The sequence below is a fragment of the Gryllotalpicola kribbensis genome, assembly GCF_039538245.1.
GTDB lineage: Bacteria > Actinomycetota > Actinomycetes > Actinomycetales > Microbacteriaceae > Gryllotalpicola > Gryllotalpicola kribbensis.
Map to the genome: position 1 here is coordinate 87,595 of NZ_BAABBX010000015.1, position 21,037 is coordinate 108,631.

The window sequence follows — 21,037 nt, forward strand, 5'->3', positions numbered from 1 at the left end:
AATGCTGGACTGGACCTTCCTCCCCCTCACGCTGAACCAGATCATCTCGCCGCAGACGATCGCGTTCGCCCTCGCCGCCCTCGGCCTGTCGGTGCACTTCGGCTTCACCGGCCTGCTCAACTTCGGCCAGGCGGGCTTCATGTCGGTCGGCGCGTACTTCTTCGCGATCACGGCGACCCGCTTCGGCTTCCCACTGTGGGCGTCGATCCTCGCGGCGCTGATCGGCGCGACGGCGTTCGCGTTCCTGCTCGGCATCCCGACGCTGCGGCTGCGCGCCGACTACCTGTCGATCGTCACGATCGCCGCGGCCGAGATCATCAGATACACGGTGCAGACGCCCGACCTCACCGCGTTCACCGGCGGCTCCGACGGCATCAACGGCGCCGAGGCGGGCTTCGAGAAGCTCAACCCGTTCCCCGACCGCGTCTACAAGATCGGCGTCGTGCCCTACACCAACGACGACATCTGGGTCATCGTGGTCGGCTGGGTGCTCGTCGCGCTGGCCGCACTGTTCGTCTGGCAGCTGATGCGCAGCCCGTGGGGCCGCATCGTCAAGGGCATCCGCGAAGACGAGGACGCCGTGCGCTCGCTCGGGAAGAACGTCTACGCGTTCAAGCTGCAAGCGCTCATCATCGGCGGCATCCTCGGCACGCTCGGCGCGATCATCAACATCATCCCGACATCGCTGCAGCCCAACAACTACGGCACCCAGACGACCTTCTTCCTGTGGACGATCATGCTGCTCGGCGGCGCGACGACTGTGCTGGGGCCGATCATCGGCTCGATCATCTTCTGGGTCGTGCTCAACCTGTCCGACGGCTTCATCGGCATCCTCGCGGCGACCCACGTGCTGCCGCTCTCGCAGGTGCAGCAGGGCCCGGTCCGCTTCATCATCGTCGGCATCGCGCTGATGCTGCTCGTGATCTTCAGACCACAGGGCATCTTCGGCAAGAAGAAGGAGGCGCATTTCAGTGTCTGACGAGACCGCATTCGCTCAGGCGCCGGCAGCGGATGCCGCGCCCATCGTCACCGAGCCGATCCGGCCCGGCGTTCCCAAGGTCGACCCGATCCTCATCGCCGACGGAGTCACGCGCCAGTTCGGCGGCAACACCGCTGTCGATGTCGAGCACGTCGAGATCCCCCGCGGGAAGATCACGGCGCTGATCGGCCCCAACGGCGCCGGCAAGACGACGTTCTTCAACCTGCTCACGGGCTTCGACCGCCCCAACACCGGAACCTGGACCTTCGACGGCAGCGACCTCGCGGGGGTTCCGGCCTACAAGGTGGCGCGCCGCGGCATGGTGCGCACCTTCCAGCTCACGAAGTCGCTCGGTCTGCTCTCGGTGCTCGAGAACATGCGCCTCGGTGCGACGGGCCAGCTCGGTGAGCGCTTCCTGCCGTCGCTGATGCCGTTCCTGTGGAGCCGGCGCGAGTCCGAGATCACCGACAAGGCGATGGAGCTGCTCGCCCGCTTCAAGCTCGACACGAAGGCATCCGACTACGCGGCCTCGCTCTCCGGCGGGCAGCGCAAGCTGCTCGAGATGGCCCGGGCGCTCATGAGCGACCCGACGCTTGTGATGCTCGACGAGCCCATGGCCGGCGTGAACCCCGCGCTCACGCAGTCGCTGCTCGGCCACATCCTCGGGCTGAAGGACAGCGGCATGACCGTGCTGTTCGTCGAGCACGACATGCACATGGTGCAGACCATCGCCGACTGGGTGATCGTCATGGCCGAGGGGAAGGTCGTCGCAGAGGGCTACCCCCGCGAGGTGATGGCCGACCAGGCCGTCATCGACGCGTACCTCGGCGCCCACCATGACACCGACCTCGGCACGCTCACGGGCCAGCTGGCCATCGCCGAAGAGGTCGGCATCTCCGACGAGCTGATCGAGCAGATCGAAGAGGAGCTCGAGGAAGAAGCCGAGGAAGAGACCGAGGAAGAGACCGAGGACGCCACCGAGGGAGGCTCGAAGTGAGCGAAGAGATCGCGCTGCAGACGACCGACCTGGTCGCCGGCTACCTGCCCGGGGTCAACATCCTGAACGGCTGCTCGGTGACAGTGAAGAAGGGCGAGATGGTCGGCATCATCGGCCCGAACGGCGCCGGCAAGTCGACCCTGCTCAAGGCCGTGTTCGGCCAGGTCTCCATCCGCAGCGGCTCGGTCGTGCTCGGCGGGCAGGACATCACGGGGCTCAAGGCCGAGAAGCTCGTCTCGCGGGGCGTCGGCTTCGTGCCGCAGAACGCGAACGTCTTCCCGTCGCTCACCATTCAGGAGAACCTCGAGATGGGGTCGTACCAGCGGCCCAAGGCCTACCGCGAGCGCATCGACTTCGTGACGGCGCTGTTCCCCGAGCTCGGCAAGCGCCTCGGCCAGCGGGCCGGGTCCCTCTCGGGCGGCGAGCGGCAGATGGTCGCGATGAGCCGTGCGCTCATGATGGACCCGCAGGTGCTGCTGCTCGACGAGCCGTCCGCCGGCCTGTCGCCCGTGCGCCAGGACGAGACGTTCATCAACGTGGCCCAGATCAACCGCGCCGGCGTCTCGGTGCTGCTCGTCGAGCAGAACGCCCGGCGCGCCCTGCAGATCTGCCACCGCGGCTACGTGCTCGACCAGGGCAAGGACGCGTACTCCGGCCCCGGCCGCGAGCTGCTGAACGACCCCAAGGTGATCGAGCTCTACCTCGGCACCCTCGCGACCGACCACACGGCCACGCACAGCGCGCCGGTCGTGGGCGGCTGAGCGGCGAGCGATTCGATTAGATGCGACGAAGAGCGGATGCCGGAAGGCATCCGCGCTTCGCATGAGCGCGCCGCGTCGCTAAACCGCCCGCCGCAGAGAACGAGCGCACAGGAAAGGGCCCCGGCCGAAGCCGGGGCCCTTCTCGAGCGGCCTTACTTGGTCAGGTCGCCGAACTGCGAGTCCTCGAACGAGTTCGAGTTGTCGGCGTTGTACTTGTAGATCGAGATGTACGCCTGGCCCGGGTCACCGTTCTTCTGGAACGAGATCGGCCCCGACAGGCCCTGGTAGTGGATCGACTTGCCGTCCTTGAGAGCGTCCGCGCAGTCGGCGAACGTCTTGCAGTCGGTCTTGCCGGTGGTCACGGCGCGCAGGTTGTTCTTGAGCGTCGTGCCGTCGGTCGCGCCGCCCTTGAGCGCGGCAAGGGCGAGCACCACGACACCGTCGTACGACTCGGGAGCGTAGGACCAGGCCTGCAGCTCCTTGGCTCCGTCCTTCTTGGCCTGCGCCTGCAGGCGGCTCTTCAGGTCGTCTGAGGTCTGCACGCCCGGGTTCGTGAACTGGGCGCCCTCGATGCTCGGAACGTCCTTCGTGGTCGGGTCGATCACGCCGAAGTTGCCGTCGGTGCCGTAGAGGTTGTGGAAGTCGAAGCCGGCCGTCTTGAGCTGCGGCACGATCTTCTTGATCTGGTCGAAGCTGATCAGCACGAGCGCGTCCGGCTTCGGTGCGAGGACCTTGTTGACCTCGGCCGAGAAGTCGGTCGCGTTCGGGTCGAAGGCGACGTCCGCCGCGATGCTCGCGCCCTGACCCTCGAGCGCCTTCTCGACGTTGTCGTGCAGGCCCTTACCGTAGGAGTCGTTCTGGTAGAGGATGCTCACGTTCGTGTGCCCGTCCTTCGCGACCTTCTCGCCGAGCACCTTGCCCTGCAGCACGTCAGAGGGGGCGTCGCGCCAGAAGTAGCCGTTGTCGAGGCTCTCGTCGGACAGGTCGGGCGACGTGTTCGCCGGCGAGAACTCGAGCACCTTCGCGCCGGTCACCTGCTTGATCACCGTCAGGGTGACCGACGACGACTCGGCGCCGATGATCGCGTCGACGTTCTGCGCGAGCAGGGCCGTGACGGAGTTCGTCGCGATGTTCGTCGAGGTGTCGCCGGAGTCCTTCTGCGTGATGTCGAGCTTGATGCCCTTGTCGGCCTTGTTGATGTCGGCGACCGCGAGGTTGGTGGCCTCGATCGCGGGCGGCCCCAGGGTGGCCAGCGTGCCGGTCTGCGGCAGGATGGTTCCGATCTTGAGCGTCAGGTCCTTCGAGCCGGACGTCGACGACGGGCTGGACGAGCAACCGCTCAGGACGAGGGCGACAGCCCCGGCCGTGGCGATGGCTCCGACGGCGAGACGCCGGGAATGCGAGCTGCTCATGCTGCTCCTTACGAGGAATGTGTGCGTGACTCACGGGGCAGGGTGAAGCCCCGTTGCCTCGTCACGCTATGCGCCGAAAAGAGCGGGGATGGTTCCGGGGCGTTACGGTCGTGTAAAGGCGCGCCGCGACCCGCGCGACGCCCGCAGCAGGTCGATCGTGAGCAGGACGAGGGCGCCCCAGATCACGATGAAGCCGACCCAGCGCGCCGGCTCCATCTGCTCGTGCTCGACCGCGACGCCGATGATGAACTGGATGATCGGCGTCAGGTACTGCAGCAGGCCCATGTAGACGAGCGGCAGACGACGTGCCGCCGAGGCGAACAGCAGCAACGGCACCGCGGTGATCACACCGGCGAGCACGAGCAGCACCGTGTTGCCCGCGCCCGCGGTGCCGAAGACCACGCCGCCGCCCGTCGTGCCGACGACGATCAGCTCGACGACGGCGACCGGCACGAGCCACGCCGACTCGATGGTGAGGCCCGAGAGGGCATCCACCTCGCCGCCCACCTGCTTCTTGACGAAGCCGTAGAGTCCGAACGAGAACGCCAGCGTCAGCGCGATCCATGGGAACGCGCCATAGGCGATCGTGAGCACGACGACCGCCACGATGCTGATGCCGACGGCCGCCCACTGCAGCGGGCGCAACCGCTCGCGCAGCACGATCACGCCGAGGAAGACGAGCACGATGGGGTTGATGAAGTAGCCGAGCGCGGCCTCGACGACCTGGCCGGAGGACGTGGCGTACACGTACGTCTGCCAGTTGATGAAGATCAGGATGCCGGCGCCGGCCAGCGTGAAGAGGATGCGGCGCCTGCGCACGAGCGCCCACAGCCGCGCCCAGCCGCGCGTGGCGGTCAGCGCGATCGCGCAGAAGCCGAGCGACCAGATGATGCGCCAGGCGACGATCTCGAACGGGCCGGCCGGGGCGAGCAGCAGGAAGTAGAGGGGCAGCATGCCCCAGATGAGGTAGGCACCGAAGCCGAACAGCAGGCCGCTTCTGGTCGTGTCGTGCTCGCGGGGCGCCATCCTCCAAAGCTACGGGCGGAACGGGGCCTGCCACGCCGCGGCGGCCGGTCCACCTGCAAAAAAGTGGAGCCCGGGCCATAGCCCGGGCTCCACCGACGTGGTGCGACTCAGCGCACGAACGTTGTCGCTGACGCGGTCAGCGGACCACCACCGCGAGCACGTCGCGGGCCGACAGCACGAGGTACTCCTCGTTGTTGTACTTGACCTCGGTGCCGCCGTAGCGCGAGTAGATCACGCGGTCGCCGACGGCGACGTCGAGCGGAACGCGGTTGCCGTTGTCGTCGATGCGGCCGGGGCCCACGGCCAGGACCTCGCCCTCCTGCGGCTTCTCCTTCGCGGAGTCGGGGATCACGAGACCCGACGCAGTGGTCGTCTCTGCCTCGACCTGCTTGATCACGATGCGATCCTCGAGCGGCTTGATGGAGACCGACACGGTAGACCTCTTTCTTGTACGGTGTACTTCAAGACATGGGTTAGCACTCTCATACCGAGTGTGCTAAGCCGAGTCTAGGACCCCCTCTGGCACTCCTGCAAGGCGAGTGCCAAATGTGACGCACGCAGGACGAGGTGAGCGGATGCTTCGCGACGAACTCGTCGAACTCCTCAGCCCCGCGGGGCTGACGCTCCTCGACTCGCTGCCGCCCTACGAGTCGCAGCGCGACGTGGTGAAGCTCGTGGCCGCCCTGCGCGCCGAGGGGCATTCCCCCGCCCTCGTCGCCGCGGTGCTGACGCAGGCGAAGCTGCGCGCGAAGGCCGGCGGGTCGCACGGCAAGTTCGCCGAATTCGCCGGGCGCATGCTGTTCACCGAAGCGGGTCTCGAGCAGGCCACTCGGCTCGCGGTCGCGGCGCGGCACGCGGCGAGGTACCGCGCAGCGGGCATCCGCCGGGTCGCCGATCTCGGCTGCGGAATCGGGGGCGACGCAATGGCCCTCGCCGCGCTCGGACTCGAGGTGACCGCGCTCGATCGCGACGAGGTGACGGCCGCGATCGCGTCGTACAACCTCGCTCCCTTCCCCGACGCCGCCGTCGAGCAGGGCGACGCCGAGTCCTTCGACATCGCACGGGTCGACGGGCTCTGGCTCGACCCCGCCCGCCGCACGGCGGGCCACAGCGACACCCGCCGCCTCACCGATTCCGATGACTGGTCGCCGTCGCTCGACTGGGTGTTCAATGCCGCAAGCCGGATGCCCGTGGGCGTCAAGCTCGGCCCCGGGTTCGACCGCGAGCTCATCCCGGGCTCGGCCGAGGCGCAGTGGGTGTCGTTCGGCGGCCAGGTCGTCGAGCTCGTGCTGTGGTTCGGGGCGCTCGCGCGGCCGGGCATCACCCGCGCGGCGCTCGTGCTCGACGCCGCCGGCGCGCACGAACTGACCGCACCAGAAGACAGCGCGGACGAGCCGGTGGGCGAGCTCGGCGACTACCTCTATGAGCCCGACGGCGCCGTCATCCGCGCGCGTCTCATCGGCGACTTCGCCCGCTCGCTCGGCGGGCGCATGATCAGCGAAGGGATCGCCTATGTCACCGCCGACGCACCCGAGCGCACGCCGTTCGCGCAGGGTTTCCGCATCGTCGAGCGGCTGCCCTACCACGAGAAGGAGCTCAAGGCCGAGCTGCGCAAGCGCGGTATCGGCACGCTCGAGATCAAGAAGCGCGGGGTCGACGTCGACCCCGCGAAGCTGCGCACGCGGCTGGCGCTCAAGGGGAACGCGTCCGCCACCCTGATCCTCACCCGGGTCGCGGGGCGGCACACGGCGCTTCTCGCCGAAAGGCTCTAGCCACGCGAAAGGGCCCCGCCGCAGCGGGGCCCCGTCTCCGATCGCCGCTAGTAGCGGTAGGACGTTCCGCTCTGCGACGCCGCGACCGCGATGACGACCACGATGATCACGAAGAGCACGAAGAGCGCGAGCGTTCCGATGCCGACCCAGATGCCGGTCAGCGCAAGACCGCGCCCCTTCTCACCCGTGCGCTTGATCTGGTTGAGACCGACGAAGCCGAAGATGATGCCGACGATCTGGCCGACGAAGGGCACCAGGAAGACGCCGACGCCGGTGGAGATGATCGACACGATCGCCGAGACGTTCCAGCGCGGGCCGTAGCCCGAGCCGGCGTACGGACCGTACCCCTGCTGCCCCGGCGCGCCATAGGGCGGCTGCGGCGGCTGCGGCGGCCCGTACCCCGGCGCCGGCGGGGGAACCGGGGCGCCGACGGGCTGTGGCGGCTCGTACGGCGACTGCTCGTACTGCGGGGCCGCGAACTGCGCGGCGGGCGGCGTGCCGAGATCGGATGCCGGCGCGGGCGGCGCCGGCGGCGGCACGGGCGCCTGCTCGCCCGGCGTGTACGAGCCGGGCACGGGGCCGGCGGACTCCGCCGACGGCGGCACGGGCGGCGCAGGCGGTGCGGGCGGCACGGGCGGCCCATAGCTCGGCGGCGCAGGCGGGGCGGGTGGGGCCGGCGGTTCGAACGACGGGGCAGGCGGTGCCGCCGGCGGCTCCGGCGCGGTCGGGGTCTCGGGCGCGACGGGTGGCTCGGGCGGGACGATCGAGGGCGACTCTGGCTCGAACGGCACGGGGGTCGTCGCCGGCTCGGGCTCGCTCGGAGCGGGGGGTTCCGACGGCACGAGGGGGGTGTCGGGCTCGGCGGGAACCGTCGGCTCGTCAGGCTCGGCGGGAACGCTCGGCTCCTGCGGCTCGGCCGGCACCGTGGGCTCCTGAGGCTCTGCCGGAACGGTCGGCTCCTCGGGCGGCCGGGGAGGGTTCTGCGGGTCAGACATGACGCTCCTTCAGCGCGGGCTGTGTGCCCGCTGTAAAGCCCCATCGTCCCAGCGGGCCCGAGTGGGTGTCAACGGATCTCAGCGCACCTGGACGTCTGTGACGGGGAGCGTGGAATCCGCCCCGAAATCGAGCGTCGACGGCTCGTGGCCGGCCATGATCAGCTGCGCGGCGAGCGCCGCGATCATCGCCCCGTTGTCGGTGCACAGCGACAGCGCGGGAATCCGCAGAGCGATGCCCGCCTCAGCGCAGCGCTCGGCCGCGACCTCGCGCAGCCGCGCGTTCGCGACGACGCCGCCGCCGAGCAGCAGGCGCGGAACACCGCGATCGAGGCACGCGTTCACGGCTTTCGTGACGAGCACGTCGACGACCGCCTCGCGGAAGCTCGCGGCCACGTCGGCGACGGGCAGCTGCTCACCGGCATCCGTCTTCTGCTCGACCCAGCGCGCGACGGCGGTCTTGAGCCCCGAGAACGAGAAGTCGTAGCGATGCTTCGCCATGTCCTTCGGCAGGCTGAGACCGCGCGGGAACCGGATCGCATTCGGGGCGCCCGCCGCCGCCGCGCGATCGATCTGCGGCCCGCCGGGGTACGGCAGCCCGAGAATGCGCGCCACTTTGTCGAACGCCTCGCCCGCCGCGTCGTCGATCGTCTCGCCGAGCAGCTCGACGTCGCCGGTCAGGTCGCGCACGTGCAGCAGACTCGTGTGGCCGCCGCTCACGAGCAGCGCGATCGTCGGCACCTCGACGGGGTGCCCCGGGCCGCCGCCCGCATCGAGCACGTCGGCGCCGACATGGCCCACGAGGTGGTTCACCGCATAGAGCGGCTTGCCGAGCGCGACCGCCATCGCCTTCGCGGCCCCGACGCCCACCATGAGCGCCCCCGCGAGACCCGGCCCGCTGGTCACGGCGATCGCGTCGAGCTCGTCGGGGCGCACGGATGCCTCGGCCAGAGCCGCCTCGATGGCCGGCCCCATGGCCTCGAGGTGCGCGCGAGCGGCCACCTCGGGCACGACGCCGCCATACCTGGCGTGCTCCTCCATGCTGCTCGCGATGGTGTTGCTGAGCAGGCGGGTTCCCCGCACGATGCCGACGCCGGTCTCGTCGCAGCTCGTCTCGATGCCGAGCACGAGGGGTTCCTCTCGGTTCATACGGCCACTCTCATCACCAGCGCGTCGACATTGTCGGGTTGGTAGTAGCCCTTCCGCACACCGATCTCCTCATAGCCGAACGAGCGATACAGCGCCTGCGCCACCGGGTTGTCGACGCGCACGTCGAGGAACATCTCGCGCACGCCGCGGCGCTGCGCCTCGAGATGCAGCAGGCGCATGAGCTCGCGGCCGAGCCCGTAGCCGCGCGCCTCCTCGGCGAGCCCGATCGTCTGCACGTCGCCCTCGCGGCCACCGGGCAGCGAGAGCAGCCCCGCATAGCCCAGCAGCTCGTCAGGGGCATCCGCCCGGGCTGCGACGAGATAGAAGGTGTGCGGGCTCTCGAGCTCGGAGCGCCACAACGCCTCGGGCCACGCGTCGTTCGCGAAGATGACGCGCTCGAGCGCGACGACCTGCTCGAGGTCGCCGACGGTCGCGCGGCGAATGGAGAAGGCCGGCTGCTCGCTCACCCCGTCACCCGCTTCGGGCCGGCCGAGGGCGTGACATCGGGCGAGCGCAGATAGAGCGCCTCGCCGGCGGCGAACGGCCGCTTGTTCTTCCAGGTGTGCTCGGCGAGCAGGCCGAGCGCGGCCGCCGAGACGGATGCCGCGTCGAGCCGCGCCGCATCGGGGTGCGGCAGCTCGTCGAGCTTCGCGAGCCCAGGGCCGTCGACGCGCACCGGTAGCCCGAGCTCGTCCGCCCCGTCGTAGAAGGACCAGTAGAGCTCTTTGCGCCGGGCATCCGTGACCACGAGAAGCGGGCCCTCGCGGCCATCGCGGTACGCGGCGAACGCGATCGCGTCGTGGCTGACGAGGTTCACGACCGGCTTGCCCGCGGCGAGCGCGAAGGTGCGCGCAGCGACGATTCCGACGCGCAGGCCCGTGAACGGCCCGGGGCCCATGCCCACGGCCACGGCGCTCAGCTCGGCCGGGGCGACGCCGGCTTGCTCGAGCGCGTCGGAGATGAGGCGGCCGATGCGCTCGGCGTGGCCGCGGGTCCCGAGATCGGATGCCTCGGCCAGAACGCCCCGGTCATAGTCGACCACCGCGACCGATGACCCGGCCGAGGTGTCGATCGCGAGCAGCATCCTTCAAGGGTATCGGGGCGGCGCGTCACGGCCGGTGCCACTCATACGGCGTCGTCTCGGTGACCTTGACGAAGCCATAGCGCTCGAGGATCGGGCGCGAGTCCTCGGTCGAGTCACTGTGGATCAGGGTCGCGCCGCGGCGCAGGGCCGATCGGGCGCGGGCCGCGGTGAGCGCGCGATAGACGCCGCGGCGGCGCCACCGGGGCACGGTCGCGCCGCCCCAGATTCCGGCGAACGCCGTCCCCGCGACGGGGTGCAGCCGCCCGGCGCTGATGACCTCGCCGTCGTGCTCGGCGATCCAGCACTCGATCGTCGGGTCATCGGCCAGCTCCGCGAGCAGCCCCTCGACGGGGCGCGGCGAGCCGAAGACCTCGTCCTGCATGGCCACCATCCGACGAATGTCTGCCTCGTCGGCGACCTGGCGCAGCGTGACGCCTTCGGGGAGCGGCAGCTCGACGGCGAGCGCCTGTGCCTCGCCGATCATCACCGACTCGGGCTCACCCGGAGCGAATCCCGCCGAGATCAGGGCCTCATGCAGTCCGGGGGCGACGTCGTGAGCACGCGTCTTCCACTCGACCTCGCCCACGCCGGGGTCGCGCTCGAAGTGCTCGACGACGCGCGGAACGAGCTCTGCGGGATCTGCGCCCTCGAGATCGCGATACGAGACGAAGCCGCTGCCGCCGGGGAAGGTGCCGAGCCACAAGGGACCGATCCGCGTCACGGCGGCGGCGCCGCGCATCTCCGCTTCGGTGCGCAGCTCGCGGTCATAGGCGGCGAGAAGGTGTGCCGTCGCTCGCATCACGGAGGGCATCTTCGCACGACTCACGGCCGGGCCCCGCCCGCGTCGTCCAGCATGGCGTGCAGGCGCTCGAACACGTCGCCGTTGCGCAGGCCGTCGTGCTCGAACTCGTTGGTGACCCACGCGTGGAGATTGCCGACCGACTTGGCGGTGTCGAGCTGCAGGCCGGAGTCGACGTACATGTCGTCGAAGTAGACCGCCGCGAAGACCGGCACTTCGTTGGCGGCGAGCCGATCGAGGTCGTAGAGCACCGGCCACTCGGTGCGCTCGTGCATGACGTGCGCCGCCGCCTCGAACGGCCGCAGCGCGGCGAGCTCGGCGAACTGCCAGGGGTAGATCATCTCGCCGGTGAAGAGCAGGGGCCGGGCGGATTCCGCGAACTGCGGCAGCTCGTCGCGCACGGTCTGGGCGGCCCATGCGCTCGCGCCGGCTTCTGGGCCGCTCAGGTAGATGGCCTCCTGCAGCACCGCATAGAGCGGGTTCGTCGTGAACGAGGTGGCGTCCGCCACCTGGGCGAGGAAACCGGCGTCGAACTCGTCGCCCGACGCGTCGAACGCCTCGTCGAGCAGCCAGTGCAGCTGCTCGTAGCCGGGATGCTTCATGCCGAAGCCCATTCCGAGGGTCTGGAACCGGCGCACGGTCAGCAGATCGCCGTCGGGCAGCACCGCCGGCTCGACCGCGAGCCTCTCGGCGATGCGCTCGACGACTGCCCCGTCGCCGGGGTAGCGGCGGCGGTACTCGGCGTTCTTCGCCTCGACGCGCGGGTAGGTGCGCCGGTAGACGATCTCGGCGCCGTTGCGGGCCACCGATGAGAGGCCGCCCGTGACGAGGCAGGCCGCGAGCCCGTCCGGGGCGAGCGAGAGGTAGCTCAGGGTGAGGAATCCCCCGTAGCTCTGCCCCAGCGTCGTCCAGCGCCGCGCACCGAATTCGTGCTGCCGCAGGTGCTCGGCGTCGCGCACGATCGAATCCGCTCGGAAGTGCGCGAGGTGGTCGGCCGCGGCCTGCGCCGACGGAAAGCGTGAGATCGTGCGCCCGTCGATCCGGGTGCTGCGGCCCGTGCCGCGCTGGTCGAGCAGCACGACGCGGTAGCGCTTGAGCGCCTCGGCGACCCAGCCCGACGCCGACAGCGGGCGCGGGCCCTTGCCGCCGGGGCCGCCCTGCAGGAAGAGCAGGTAGGGCAGGTCGTCGCGGCGCCTCGTCGGCGCGACCAGCTCGCGGGCGAAGACCGTGAGCTCGCCGGCATCCGGCCGATCCCAGTCCAGCGGCACCACGACCTCGTGGTCGCGCACGTGCAGTCCCGGAATCGTGTACTCGGCGGTGACGGTCATGCCCCCAGCCTGCCAGCGTCACCGCCCACGGCGTGCGCGCAGTGGCCGGCCCGACGCGGCGGGCCGGAGCCGCAGCGAGTGCCGGCTAGTGCCGCGAGGCGCGGGCGAGACGCGCGAGCGCGACGCGGACCGCTGCCCCGTAGCTCGCCTCTTCGGGCACGTCACTCTGCGCACGCGGCCCGGTGACGGCATAGGCGCCGCACCTGGTGGGCCGGACCACGACGGCGCGCTGATGCTCGCTGACGACGCTCAGCCCGTCGCGTGCAGTGGGCCGGGATCCGTGGCCATTCCCAGGAAAGGCTCGAGGTCGCGCCCGGCGGCTACGGTGAACCCATGGCGACCATCGACCTGAACTGCGATCTCGGTGAGGGCTTCGGCGCGTGGCCCATGGGCGACGACGCGGCGCTGCTCGACGTCGTCACGAGTGCGAACGTCGCATGCGGATTCCACGCGGGCGACCCGCAGATCATGCTGGCGACCTGCCGCCTCGCGGCTGAGCGCGGTGTCGCGATCGGGGCGCACGTCGCGTACCCCGATCTGCGCGGCTTCGGGCGCCGCCCCGTGCCGACGACCTCCGATGAGCTGTTCGCCGATGTCGTCTACCAGCTCGGCGCCCTGCGCGCAGCGGCACGAGCGGCCGGAACGCGGGTCTCGTACGTCAAACCGCACGGTGCGCTCTACAACGTCGCGGTGCGAGACGCGGCCCAGGCCGATGCCGTCGTGGCCGCGTGCGCCGCCGTCGACCCGCAGCTCGCCGTGCTCGCCCTTCCGGGTTCCGAACTGCTGCGCGCGGCATCCGACCACGGCCTCGTTCCCGTCCCCGAGACGTACGCCGACCGCGCCTTCCAGCCCGACGGCACGCTCGTGCCGCGCGCACAGGCGGGCAGCGTGCTGCACGACGCGGGCGAGATCGCCTCGCGCGTCGTGCGCCTCGTCACAGAAGGGCAGGTCACGGCCGTCGACGGCACCGAGATCGCCGTCGACGCCCGGTCGGTGTGCGTGCACGGCGACACGCCGGGTGCCGCCGCGATCGCCGCGCGCGTGCGCGCCGAGCTGGTGGCCGCCGGCGTGGGGCTCAGGGCGTTCGTGTGAACGGTCCTCGCTTCCTGCGCGCCGGCGAGCGCGGCGTGCTGGTCGAGTTCTCATCGCTGACAGAGGCGATGGCACTGCGTGCGGCGATCGAGCGTTCGCCGATTCCGGGGGTGACGGATGCCACGAGCGGCGCCCGCACCGTTCTGCTGGGCTTCGACCCGGCGGTGGTCGAGCGCAGCGCCGTCGAGGCGGCGGTCGCCGCGCTCGAGATCGTTGCGGCGCCCGACGGCGGGGCCGGTGCGCCCGTCGAGATCCCCGTGGTCTACGACGGGGACGATCTCGCCTCGACGGCAGAGCTCCTCGGGGTCTCGACCGCCGAACTCATCGCGGCCCACACGGGCCGCACGTGGCTGTGCGCCTTCGGCGGCTTCGCACCGGGCTTCGGCTACCTCGCGAGCGACGGCTGGGCCCTCGAGGTGCCGCGGCTCGAGGTGCCGCGCACGCGCGTGCCCGCCGGCGCCGTGGGGCTCGCCGGCGAGTTCAGCGGCGTGTACCCGCGCGAGTCGCCGGGCGGCTGGCGATTGATCGGGCGCACCGGGCTGTCGATGTGGGATCCGGCCCGCACGCCTCCCGCGCTGCTCGCGGCCGGCACGCGCGTGCGCTTCGTGGAAGCCGCGCGCGGATGAGCGCGCTCGAGGTCACGCGCGTCGGGCTGCTCGCAACGGTGCAGGATCAGGGCAGAAGCGGATTCCTCGACCAGGGCGTCGGGCACGCGGGCGCCGCCGACCGCGGCTCGGCCGCGCTCGCCACCCGGCTCGTGGCCAACGCCGCGGGGGCTGCGCTCGTCGAGACGCTCTTCGGCGGTCTCGCCGTGCGATCCCGTGGCGCGACCGAGCTCGTGGTGACCGGCGCCTACTGCCCGTTGACCGTGGTGACCGCCGCAGGGCGCACCCACCGCCCCGCCATGTACGAGCTCATCGAGCTCGCCGACGGTGACGAGCTGCAGCTCGGCGCGCCGAGCGCCGGGCTGCGCGCCTACCTCGCGGTGCGCGGGGGCATCGACGTTCCGCCGGTGCTCGGCAGCCGCTCGTACGACACGCTCTCCGGTATCGGCCCCGCTCCCCTCGCCGCGGGCGATGTGCTGCCGATCGGCGACGAGACCGACGGCGACCCGCTCGTCGACGCCGTCGCGCCGCCCTGGGGCGTCGGCGATACGGCCCCCGGGGTCGTGCTCGACGCGCTGCGCGGCCCCCGCGAAGACTGGTTCACGCCGGATGCGCTGCGCGTGCTGCGCACCGGCGTCTTCACCGTCACGCCCGCGTCGGATCGGGTCGGGGTACGGCTCGAGGGGCCCGCGCCGCTCGAGCGGGCGATCGCGAGCGAGCTTCCGAGCGAGCCGATGGCGCTCGGCTCCCTGCAGGTGCCGGCGTCGGGGCATCCGATCATCTTCTCGGCCGATCACCCCGTGACCGGCGGCTACCCCGTGATCGCCGTGCTCACGGACGCCTCGATCGATCGCGCGGCGCAGCTCGCGCCCGGGCAGTCGGTCCGCTTCCGCCTGCACTGAGCGACGCGGCGCCTCAGTCGGGCAGCGCCTCGAGCGCGTCCCACGCGAAGGTCGCGAGCCAATGCGACGACATGAACTCGTCCGACACGGCGGCCTCGATGCCGGCGGGCAGCAGCCGAGGCGCCGCGCCCTCGAGCAGTTCGATCAGCTCGGCGACGCGGCCCGTGTTGCCGAGCCCCGACTCGCCGCCGACGCCGTTCGAGCGCAGCGTCACGGCGACGCGCGAGGCAGCCGCCGACGTCGAGAGCCCCAGGCCGAAGAGATGCACCTGCTGCCCGTCGTGGGCGTCGAGAACGCGTGCGGGCGCGAGCACGGCCGAGGTGGGCGCGAGCTCGGCGAAGAATCCGGTCGCCCATGCGGTGAGCTCGTCGGCGCCGAGGGCGGCGGCCATCAGCTCGGCCTCGGCGAATCCCGGCGAGAGGAAGTCCTGCCCGCTGCGCTCCCACGTGAACGGCCAGGCGGCATCGCGCAGGAACCAGCGCCGCGCGGCATCCGTCACCGCGTGCGCGACATCGTCGCGACCGAGAGCGCGCGCAGCGAGCAGCGCGTGCCGCAGCCCGAACGCCGAATTGCTGTGCACGCCGTGGCGCACCGGCTCGGGCGTGCGCGCGACCCAGGCGAGCACGTGGTCGAACAGCACCTCGGTCAGCGGGGCGAAGCCCGGCGCGAGGGTCGCGATCACGGGCACGCGCGAGCGCGACACGGATGCCGCAAGCGACAGCGCCCACGCCCAGCCGTACGGGCGCTCGTAGCGCGGGTGACGGCGCAGGTACTCAGCCTCGACCTCGAGGTTCTCTGCGGCGAGGTTCGCGGCGAGCGCGGCGGCGAGCCGGTCGGAAAGCGGCGCCGACACCCCGAACTCGAGCAGCCGCGTCGCGAGCCAGTGCATGTGCACGCTCGAGTGCCAGTCGTACGACGAGGCGAACGCCGGGTGCAGCTCGACCGGCAGCGCGCGGTCGTCGGGGCCGGCCGTGGTGTGGTGCGCCGCATAGGGATACGGCTGCGCGAAGTTGTCGAGCACGACCTGCGCGAAGCGGTCGGCGTGCGCGGCGCGCAGCGCCGGGGCATCCGTTGTCATCCTTCGCCCTCCCAGCGCGGCCCGTAGCCGGTGATCGTCACGGTGCGCGGCTCCTCGGGCGCGTCCGACGGGTCGAACTCGTCGCCCGCGCCCTCCGGCCGCGCGATCACCACCTCGAGCCACGACCCCGTCGCCGACTCGGACTCGATGAGCCCGTGCCCCCACTCGGCCACGACGACCGAGTTCTCGTAGTCGATGTCGAGGTCGTCGAGCTCCGTCGCGTTCCCCAGCCGATAGGCGTCGACATGCACGAGGTCGGGGCCGCCGCCGAGCGCGGGGTGCGTGCGCGCCAGCACGAAGGTCGGCGAGGTGATCGGCCCGCGCACGTTCAGCGCCTCGCCGATGCCGCGCGTCAGTGTCGTCTTGCCGGCGCCGAGCGGGCCCGTCAGCACGACCAGATCGCCCGCGCGCAGCCGCGCCCCGAGCTCGCGCCCGAGTGCTTCCATCTCGTCGGTGCCTGCGACGACACGCGTCTGGGGCCCGCTCACGCCGCGTCCTTCCTGAGGAGCTGCTCGCAGGTCACCGATCCGGCCGACGCGACCGCGAACCCGTGCGCCTGCCGCCCGCTGCGACCAAATCGGTGACTTACCGAGAGCGCCACGACGGCCACGCCCTGCTCTTCAGGCATCCGCGTCGCCCCTCACGTACCGCCGCGTGGTGCGGCCGCCGATGCGCGTCACGATCTCCCAGTTGATCGTGGCGGATGCCTCGGCCCAGTCCTCCGCCGTCGGGAATCCCTCACCGCCGTCGCCGAACAGCACGACGGGGTCGCCGACCGCGACGGGCGTATCGCCGACATCGACCACGAACTGGTCCATGGCCACCCGCCCCGCGATCCGATGCACGCCACCGCCGAGCCACACCCGCGCCCGGTTCGACGCGGCACGCGGAATGCCGTCGCCGTAGCCGAACGGCACGAGCGCCAGGGTCGTCTCGCGGTCGGTCGTGTAGGTGTAGTCGTACGACACCGACGTGCCCGCCGGTACGCGCTTCACGTTCGCGATGCGGCCCTGCACCGTCATCGCCGGCCGCAGCCCGAGCTCGCGTGCCTGCCGCGGATCCTGCGTCGGCGCGAGGCCGTAGAGCGCGAGGCCGACGCGCACGCAGTTGTAGCGGGCATCGGGCTGGCGCAGCGCCGCAGCGGATGCCGCCGCGTGCACGAGCCCCGGCGCGAGCCCCGCCGCGCGGGCGGCCGCGACGCCCTCGTCGAAGAGGTCAAGGCAGTCGACGTCGTCCTGCAGGGTCGCATTCGACAGGTGCGTGAACACTCCGTCGACGCGCAGCTGCGCGGTCTGCTCGAACCCGGCAGCGAGCTCGAACGCCGCGTTCCAGTCCGCGCGCTGCAGGCCGTTGCGTGACAGCCCGGTGTCGAGCTTGAACTGAACGGATGCCTGCGCCGCGGCGCGCCCGGCCGCCTCGGCCACCGCGCGCAGCTGCTCGAGCGTCGAGACGCCGATCGAGACGCCGGCGGCCACGGCCGCGTCGAAGCGCTCGTCGGGGTCGTGCAGCCAGGCGACGATCGGCGCGTCGATGCCGGCCGCCCGCAGCTCGAGCGCCTCTTCGATGACGGCGACGCCCAGCCAGTCCGCGCCGCCCGCGAGCGCCGCGCGGGCCACCGGAACGGCGCCGTGCCCGTAGGCGTTCGCCTTCACGACGGCGATGAAGTGCTCCGTGCCGAATCGTTCCCGCAGGGCGCGCACGTTCGAGGTGATCGCCTCGAGATCGATGAGCGCCTCGTGGAAGCCGATCGCGCCGCGGGCCGCCCGGTCAGACATCCGTCACCCCTGCGCCCGTGCCCGTGGCCCCGTCGCCCTCGGCGACGACGAAGGCTGCCGCCACCCCGCCGTCGTGCGTGAGCGACAGGTGCAGCCGCTTCACGCCGTGCGCGGCGACCACGTCGGCGACCCCGCCGTGCAGGCGGAACCCGGGGTCGCCGTGCTCATCGGGCACGATCTCGATGTCGGTCCAGACCAGGCCGTCCGAGCGCCCGAGCGCCTTGATCAGCGCTTCCTTCGCGGCGAAGCGGGCGGCGAGCGAATCCGACCCCAGGCCGCGTTCGCTCTCGGCGAACAGCCGCTCGATCAGGCGCGGGGTGCGCTCGAGCTGTCGGGCGAAGCGCTCGAGCCCGACGACGTCCACGCCGATTCCCGTGATCATGAGGTCTGCGTCTGCGCCGCTACTCGACCGTCACGGACTTGGCGAGGTTGCGCGGCTGGTCGACATCGAGGCCCTTCGCGGTCGCCAGCTCCATCGCGAAGATCTGCAGCGGCACGACCGCGATCAGCGGCTCGAAGAACTTGCCCGCGAGGGGAAGGGCGATCACCTCGTCGGCGAACGGCAGCACTGCGGCATCCGCCTGCTCGGCCACCGCGATGACGCGCGCGCCGCGCGCCCGGATCTCCTGGATGTTCGAGATCACCTTGCGGTGCATCTCTTCGGAGTGCCGCGGACTCGGCACGAGGACGAACACCGGCAGACCCGGCTCGATCAGGGCGATCGGGCCGTGCTTGAGCTCGCCGGCCGCGAAGCCCTCGGCGTGGATGTACGCGAGCTCCTTGAGCTTGAGAGCACCCTCGAGCGCGATCGGGTAGCCGACGTGGCGGCCGAGGAAGAGCACGGCAGAAGCGGTGCCCATCCAGTGCGCGAGCTCGGCGATGCGCTCGTGCTCGCCGGTCGCGAACCGGATCTTCTCGGGAACGGCGACGAGCTCCTCGACCAGCTCGCGGCGCGCCGCCTCGTCGAGCGTGCCCTTGACCCGGGCGAGCTGAAGGCCGAGCAGGTACAGCGCCGTGATCTGCGCCACGAACGCCTTCGTCGACGCGACGGCGACCTCCGGGCCGGCGTGGGTGTACAGCGCGGCATCCGATTCGCGCGGAATCGTCGCCCCCTGCGTGTTGCAGATCGAGATCGTGCGCGCGCCGAGCTCACGGGCGTACTTGACCGCCATCAGGGTGTCCATCGTCTCGCCGGACTGACTGATCGAGACGACCAGCGTGTTCGGCCCGACGATCGGATCGCGGTAGCGGAACTCGTGCGCGAGCTGCACATCGACGGGCACGCGCGCCCAGGACTCGATCGCGTAGGTGCCGACCTGGCCCGCATACGCCGCGGTGCCGGCCGCGACCACGATGATGCGGTCGACCTCGCGCAGCACCTCGTCGCCGAGGGCCTCGAGCTCGGGAACCTTGACGTCGCCCTCGTGGATGCGCTCGCGCAGGGTGTTGGCGACCGCGTCGGGCTCTTCGGTGATCTCCTTCAGCATGAAGCTCGACCAGCCGCCCTTCTCGGCGGCCGACGCGTCCCACTGCACCTCGAACGGCTCGAACGGCACCGCGTTCCCGTCGAAGTCGGTCACCTCGACGGAGTCGGGCGTGATGACCACCATCTCGTCCTGACCGATCGCCACGGCGCGGCGGGTGAACTCGATAAACGCGGCGACGTCGCTGCCGAGGAAGTTCTCGCCCTCGCCGAGGCCGATCACGAGCGGCGAGTTGCGGCGGGCGGCGACGACGACGCCAGGGGCGTCCTCATGCACGGCGAGCAGGGTGAAGGCCCCGTTCAGCCGCTTCAGCACCGTGCGGAACGCCGCGCGCAGGTCGTGGGTGCGCGCGTACTCGACGCCGAGCAGCTTGGCGGCGACCTCGGTATCGGTCTCGGAGTCGAAGACGACGCCCTGCTCGAGCAGCTCGGTCTTCAGATCGTGGAAGTTCTCGATGATGCCGTTGTGGATGAGGGCGAGCTTGCCGTCGTCACCCAGGTGCGGGTGCGCGTTCTGGTCGGTCGGGCCGCCGTGCGTCGCCCAGCGCGTGTGGCCGATGCCGGTTCCGCCGGTCGCCAGGGGGTGCTGTGCCAGCTCGTCCTGCAGGGCCCCGAGCTTGCCCGCCTTCTTGGCGGTGTGCAGGCCGCCGTCGGCGCCGATCACGGCGACGCCCGCCGAGTCGTAGCCGCGGTACTCGAGCCGCTTCAGCCCGCCGAGCAGAACGCCGACCGAGTCACGCGTGCCGACGTATCCGACGATTCCACACATGCGGGCCAGTCTAGAAGGGCGCGACTGGGCGTTCGCGCCCGAGCGCCTCCCTAGAATTGGGCATCATGACCGATAACGGCGCCGCCGCCACGGGCGCACTGACGCCGTTCGTCGAGCTCGACCGCGCCGACTGGTCGGAACTCGCCCGCAGCACGCCCCAGCCGCTCACCGAGACCGAGGTCGTGCAGCTGCGCGGGCTCGGCGATCTGCTCGACATGCGCGAGGTGGCCGAGGTCTACGTTCCGCTCTCGCGTCTGCTCAACCTGTATGCCGCCGGCACGCAGGCGCTGCATCGCGCGACCAGCGACTTCCTCGGCGAGCGCGCGGCGCGCACGCCGTTCGTGATCGGCGTCGCGGGCTCCGTGGCCGTCGGCAAGTCGACGGTCTCGCGGCTGTTGCGCGAGCTGCTCAGCCGGTGGGACAACACGCCACGGGTCGAGCTGATCACGACCGACGGATTCCTGTACCCGAACGCCGAGCTCGAGCGGCGCGGTCTCATGGGCCGCAAGGGCTTCCCCGAGTCCTACGACCGGCGCGCGCTCATGCGCTTCGTCACCGATGTGAAGTCGGGCGTCCCCGAGGTACGCGCGCCCTTCTACTCGCACCTCAGCTACGACATCGTGCCGGATGCCCAGGTGATCGTGCGCCAGCCCGACATCCTCATCGTCGAAGGCCTCAATGTGCTGCAATCGCCCGCAGCCGGCAGCCTCGCCATCAGCGACCTGTTCGACTTCTCCGTGTACGTCGACGCGGCCACGAGCTCGATCGAGCGGTGGTACGTCGAGCGCTTCCTCAAGCTGCAGCAGGGCGCCTTCGCGAACCCGCAGTCCTACTTCCACCGCTATGCCGACCTCAGCGAGGACCAGGCGGTCGCCGTCGCGCACGAGATCTGGAAGTCGATCAACGAGCCGAACCTCATCCAGAACGTCCGCCCGACGCGCAGCCGCGCGAAGCTGGTGCTGCGCAAGGGGCCGGAGCACAAGGTCTCATCGGTGCTTCTCCGCAAGCTCTGAACCTGCCCGTGCCAAGGTGTA

24 protein-coding genes are annotated in these 21,037 nt (G+C 71.1%); 8 read left to right on the forward strand and 16 right to left on the reverse strand.

What is annotated here, in order from left to right; translation table 11 throughout:
• Positions 1-4 precede the first annotated feature (4 nt).
• From ABD716_RS09815 to ABD716_RS09825, 3 genes are read left to right on the forward strand one after another with little or no spacing between them, the layout of a single operon-like run.
• Positions 5-979, forward strand: coding sequence for a branched-chain amino acid ABC transporter permease (locus ABD716_RS09815; protein WP_344777237.1), 975 nt, complete (start codon positions 5-7; stop codon positions 977-979).
• A 43-nt stretch (positions 980-1,022) separates the two neighbouring features.
• On the forward strand, positions 1,023-1,976 hold the full coding sequence (locus tag ABD716_RS09820) for an ABC transporter ATP-binding protein (RefSeq protein ID WP_344777239.1): 954 nt from the start codon (positions 1,023-1,025) through the stop codon (positions 1,974-1,976).
• The gene (locus tag ABD716_RS09825) at positions 1,973-2,737 is read left to right on the forward strand and encodes an ABC transporter ATP-binding protein (protein ID WP_344776336.1); all 765 of its coding nucleotides are present in this window, start codon (positions 1,973-1,975) and stop codon (positions 2,735-2,737) included. The genes ABD716_RS09820 and ABD716_RS09825 overlap by 4 nt, the downstream gene beginning before the upstream one ends.
• Positions 2,738-2,889: 152 nt before the next feature.
• Here ABD716_RS09825 and ABD716_RS09830 read toward each other — a convergent pair whose 3' ends face one another.
• From ABD716_RS09830 to groES, 3 genes are all read right to left on the reverse strand, one after another.
• Positions 2,890-4,149, reverse strand: coding sequence for an ABC transporter substrate-binding protein (locus tag ABD716_RS09830; protein ID WP_344776338.1), 1,260 nt, complete (start codon positions 4,147-4,149; stop codon positions 2,890-2,892).
• A gap of 102 nt (positions 4,150-4,251) precedes the next feature.
• A complete protein-coding gene (gene rarD / locus ABD716_RS09835) occupies positions 4,252-5,175 on the reverse strand; it encodes an EamA family transporter RarD (RefSeq protein ID WP_344776341.1) in 924 nt (307 codons plus the stop codon).
• A 136-nt stretch (positions 5,176-5,311) separates the two neighbouring features.
• Complete coding sequence (gene groES, locus ABD716_RS09840; RefSeq protein ID WP_120788474.1) at positions 5,312-5,608, reverse strand: co-chaperone GroES; 297 nt, start codon at positions 5,606-5,608, stop codon at positions 5,312-5,314.
• Between the two features lie 142 nt (positions 5,609-5,750).
• Here groES and ABD716_RS09845 point away from each other — a divergent pair, with 142 nt between their 5' ends.
• The gene (locus ABD716_RS09845; protein WP_344776343.1) at positions 5,751-6,947 is read left to right on the forward strand and encodes a class I SAM-dependent methyltransferase; all 1,197 of its coding nucleotides are present in this window, start codon (positions 5,751-5,753) and stop codon (positions 6,945-6,947) included.
• 47 nt (positions 6,948-6,994) lie between these two features.
• Here ABD716_RS09845 and ABD716_RS09850 read toward each other — a convergent pair whose 3' ends face one another.
• From ABD716_RS09850 to ABD716_RS09880, 7 genes are all read right to left on the reverse strand, one after another.
• The gene (locus tag ABD716_RS09850) at positions 6,995-7,942 is read right to left on the reverse strand and encodes a DUF4190 domain-containing protein (protein WP_344776345.1); all 948 of its coding nucleotides are present in this window, start codon (positions 7,940-7,942) and stop codon (positions 6,995-6,997) included.
• Positions 7,943-8,020: 78 nt separating this feature from the next.
• Positions 8,021-9,088 (reverse strand): tRNA (adenosine(37)-N6)-threonylcarbamoyltransferase complex transferase subunit TsaD, encoded by a 1,068-nt coding sequence (gene tsaD, locus ABD716_RS09855; protein WP_344776347.1) that lies wholly within the window; start codon positions 9,086-9,088, stop codon positions 8,021-8,023.
• Complete coding sequence (gene rimI / locus ABD716_RS09860) at positions 9,085-9,555, reverse strand: ribosomal protein S18-alanine N-acetyltransferase (protein WP_344776349.1); 471 nt, start codon at positions 9,553-9,555, stop codon at positions 9,085-9,087. Before rimI ends, tsaD begins: the two co-directional genes overlap by 4 nt.
• Positions 9,552-10,172, reverse strand: a complete 621-nt coding sequence (gene tsaB, locus ABD716_RS09865) for a tRNA (adenosine(37)-N6)-threonylcarbamoyltransferase complex dimerization subunit type 1 TsaB (RefSeq protein ID WP_344776351.1) — start codon at positions 10,170-10,172, stop codon at positions 9,552-9,554. The genes rimI and tsaB overlap by 4 nt, the downstream gene beginning before the upstream one ends.
• Before the next feature lie 25 nt (positions 10,173-10,197).
• Positions 10,198-10,971, reverse strand: a complete 774-nt coding sequence (locus ABD716_RS09870; protein ID WP_344777241.1) for a GNAT family N-acetyltransferase — start codon at positions 10,969-10,971, stop codon at positions 10,198-10,200.
• Between the two features lie 23 nt (positions 10,972-10,994).
• Entirely contained in the window at positions 10,995-12,299 is a 1,305-nt protein-coding gene (locus ABD716_RS09875; RefSeq protein ID WP_344776353.1) for an alpha/beta fold hydrolase, read from the reverse strand.
• A gap of 85 nt (positions 12,300-12,384) precedes the next feature.
• Positions 12,385-12,519 carry a hypothetical protein gene (locus ABD716_RS09880; RefSeq protein ID WP_344776355.1) on the reverse strand — a complete coding sequence of 45 codons (135 nt, stop codon included), beginning with the start codon at positions 12,517-12,519 and terminating at the stop codon, positions 12,385-12,387.
• Positions 12,520-12,632: 113 nt separating this feature from the next.
• Here ABD716_RS09880 and ABD716_RS09885 point away from each other — a divergent pair, with 113 nt between their 5' ends.
• Genes ABD716_RS09885 through ABD716_RS09895 form a run of 3 tightly spaced genes read left to right on the forward strand, consistent with a single transcriptional unit; the run spans position 12,633 to position 14,898 of the window.
• Positions 12,633-13,391, forward strand: coding sequence for a LamB/YcsF family protein (locus ABD716_RS09885; protein WP_344776357.1), 759 nt, complete (start codon positions 12,633-12,635; stop codon positions 13,389-13,391).
• Entirely contained in the window at positions 13,388-14,017 is a 630-nt protein-coding gene (locus ABD716_RS09890; RefSeq protein ID WP_344776359.1) for a 5-oxoprolinase subunit B family protein, read from the forward strand. The genes ABD716_RS09885 and ABD716_RS09890 overlap by 4 nt, the downstream gene beginning before the upstream one ends.
• A complete protein-coding gene (locus ABD716_RS09895) occupies positions 14,014-14,898 on the forward strand; it encodes a 5-oxoprolinase subunit C family protein (RefSeq protein WP_344776361.1) in 885 nt (294 codons plus the stop codon). Before ABD716_RS09890 ends, ABD716_RS09895 begins: the two co-directional genes overlap by 4 nt.
• A 13-nt stretch (positions 14,899-14,911) precedes the next feature.
• On the opposite strand, the gene ABD716_RS09900 is transcribed toward ABD716_RS09895, so the two are convergent.
• The 6 genes from ABD716_RS09900 to glmS are packed head-to-tail and all read right to left on the reverse strand — an operon-like array spanning position 14,912 to position 20,003.
• Positions 14,912-15,976 (reverse strand): DUF2891 family protein, encoded by a 1,065-nt coding sequence (locus ABD716_RS09900; RefSeq protein ID WP_344776363.1) that lies wholly within the window; start codon positions 15,974-15,976, stop codon positions 14,912-14,914.
• Entirely contained in the window at positions 15,973-16,422 is a 450-nt protein-coding gene (gene tsaE / locus ABD716_RS09905) for a tRNA (adenosine(37)-N6)-threonylcarbamoyltransferase complex ATPase subunit type 1 TsaE (RefSeq protein ID WP_344777243.1), read from the reverse strand. Before tsaE ends, ABD716_RS09900 begins: the two co-directional genes overlap by 4 nt.
• Positions 16,423-16,460: 38 nt before the next feature.
• The gene (locus tag ABD716_RS09910; RefSeq protein ID WP_344776365.1) at positions 16,461-16,604 is read right to left on the reverse strand and encodes a hypothetical protein; all 144 of its coding nucleotides are present in this window, start codon (positions 16,602-16,604) and stop codon (positions 16,461-16,463) included.
• On the reverse strand, positions 16,597-17,751 hold the full coding sequence (gene alr / locus ABD716_RS09915; RefSeq protein WP_344776367.1) for an alanine racemase: 1,155 nt from the start codon (positions 17,749-17,751) through the stop codon (positions 16,597-16,599). Before alr ends, ABD716_RS09910 begins: the two co-directional genes overlap by 8 nt.
• Complete coding sequence (locus tag ABD716_RS09920; RefSeq protein ID WP_344776369.1) at positions 17,744-18,133, reverse strand: holo-ACP synthase; 390 nt, start codon at positions 18,131-18,133, stop codon at positions 17,744-17,746. The genes alr and ABD716_RS09920 overlap by 8 nt, the downstream gene beginning before the upstream one ends.
• A gap of 19 nt (positions 18,134-18,152) precedes the next feature.
• Complete coding sequence (gene glmS, locus ABD716_RS09925; protein ID WP_344776371.1) at positions 18,153-20,003, reverse strand: glutamine--fructose-6-phosphate transaminase (isomerizing); 1,851 nt, start codon at positions 20,001-20,003, stop codon at positions 18,153-18,155.
• 65 nt (positions 20,004-20,068) lie between these two features.
• On the opposite strand from glmS, the gene coaA reads away from it, so the two are divergent.
• Entirely contained in the window at positions 20,069-21,016 is a 948-nt protein-coding gene (gene coaA, locus ABD716_RS09930) for a type I pantothenate kinase (protein WP_344776373.1), read from the forward strand.
• The last annotated feature ends 21 nt before the right edge of the window (positions 21,017-21,037 follow it).

What these genes read in the sequence shown, in the direction of transcription:
- tsaD (WP_344776347.1), bottom strand. Translation starts at nt 9,088, where the DNA reads ATGAACCGAGAGGAACCCCTCGTGCTCGGCATCGAGACGAGCTGCGAC.
- ABD716_RS09870 (WP_344777241.1), bottom strand. Translation starts at nt 10,971, where the DNA reads ATGCGAGCGACGGCACACCTTCTCGCCGCCTATGACCGCGAGCTGCGC.
- coaA (WP_344776373.1), top strand. Translation starts at nt 20,069, where the DNA reads ATGACCGATAACGGCGCCGCCGCCACGGGCGCACTGACGCCGTTCGTC.
- glmS (WP_344776371.1), bottom strand. Translation starts at nt 20,003, where the DNA reads ATGTGTGGAATCGTCGGATACGTCGGCACGCGTGACTCGGTCGGCGTT.
- ABD716_RS09845 (WP_344776343.1), top strand. Translation starts at nt 5,751, where the DNA reads ATGCTTCGCGACGAACTCGTCGAACTCCTCAGCCCCGCGGGGCTGACG.
- alr (WP_344776367.1), bottom strand. Translation starts at nt 17,751, where the DNA reads ATGTCTGACCGGGCGGCCCGCGGCGCGATCGGCTTCCACGAGGCGCTC.
- ABD716_RS09830 (WP_344776338.1), bottom strand. Translation starts at nt 4,149, where the DNA reads ATGAGCAGCTCGCATTCCCGGCGTCTCGCCGTCGGAGCCATCGCCACG.
- ABD716_RS09900 (WP_344776363.1), bottom strand. Translation starts at nt 15,976, where the DNA reads ATGACAACGGATGCCCCGGCGCTGCGCGCCGCGCACGCCGACCGCTTC.
- tsaB (WP_344776351.1), bottom strand. Translation starts at nt 10,172, where the DNA reads ATGCTGCTCGCGATCGACACCTCGGCCGGGTCATCGGTCGCGGTGGTC.
- ABD716_RS09875 (WP_344776353.1), bottom strand. Translation starts at nt 12,299, where the DNA reads ATGACCGTCACCGCCGAGTACACGATTCCGGGACTGCACGTGCGCGAC.
- tsaE (WP_344777243.1), bottom strand. Translation starts at nt 16,422, where the DNA reads ATGGAAGCACTCGGGCGCGAGCTCGGGGCGCGGCTGCGCGCGGGCGAT.
- ABD716_RS09850 (WP_344776345.1), bottom strand. Translation starts at nt 7,942, where the DNA reads ATGTCTGACCCGCAGAACCCTCCCCGGCCGCCCGAGGAGCCGACCGTT.
- ABD716_RS09895 (WP_344776361.1), top strand. Translation starts at nt 14,014, where the DNA reads ATGAGCGCGCTCGAGGTCACGCGCGTCGGGCTGCTCGCAACGGTGCAG.
- rarD (WP_344776341.1), bottom strand. Translation starts at nt 5,175, where the DNA reads ATGGCGCCCCGCGAGCACGACACGACCAGAAGCGGCCTGCTGTTCGGC.
- ABD716_RS09910 (WP_344776365.1), bottom strand. Translation starts at nt 16,604, where the DNA reads ATGCCTGAAGAGCAGGGCGTGGCCGTCGTGGCGCTCTCGGTAAGTCAC.
- ABD716_RS09920 (WP_344776369.1), bottom strand. Translation starts at nt 18,133, where the DNA reads ATGATCACGGGAATCGGCGTGGACGTCGTCGGGCTCGAGCGCTTCGCC.
- ABD716_RS09885 (WP_344776357.1), top strand. Translation starts at nt 12,633, where the DNA reads ATGGCGACCATCGACCTGAACTGCGATCTCGGTGAGGGCTTCGGCGCG.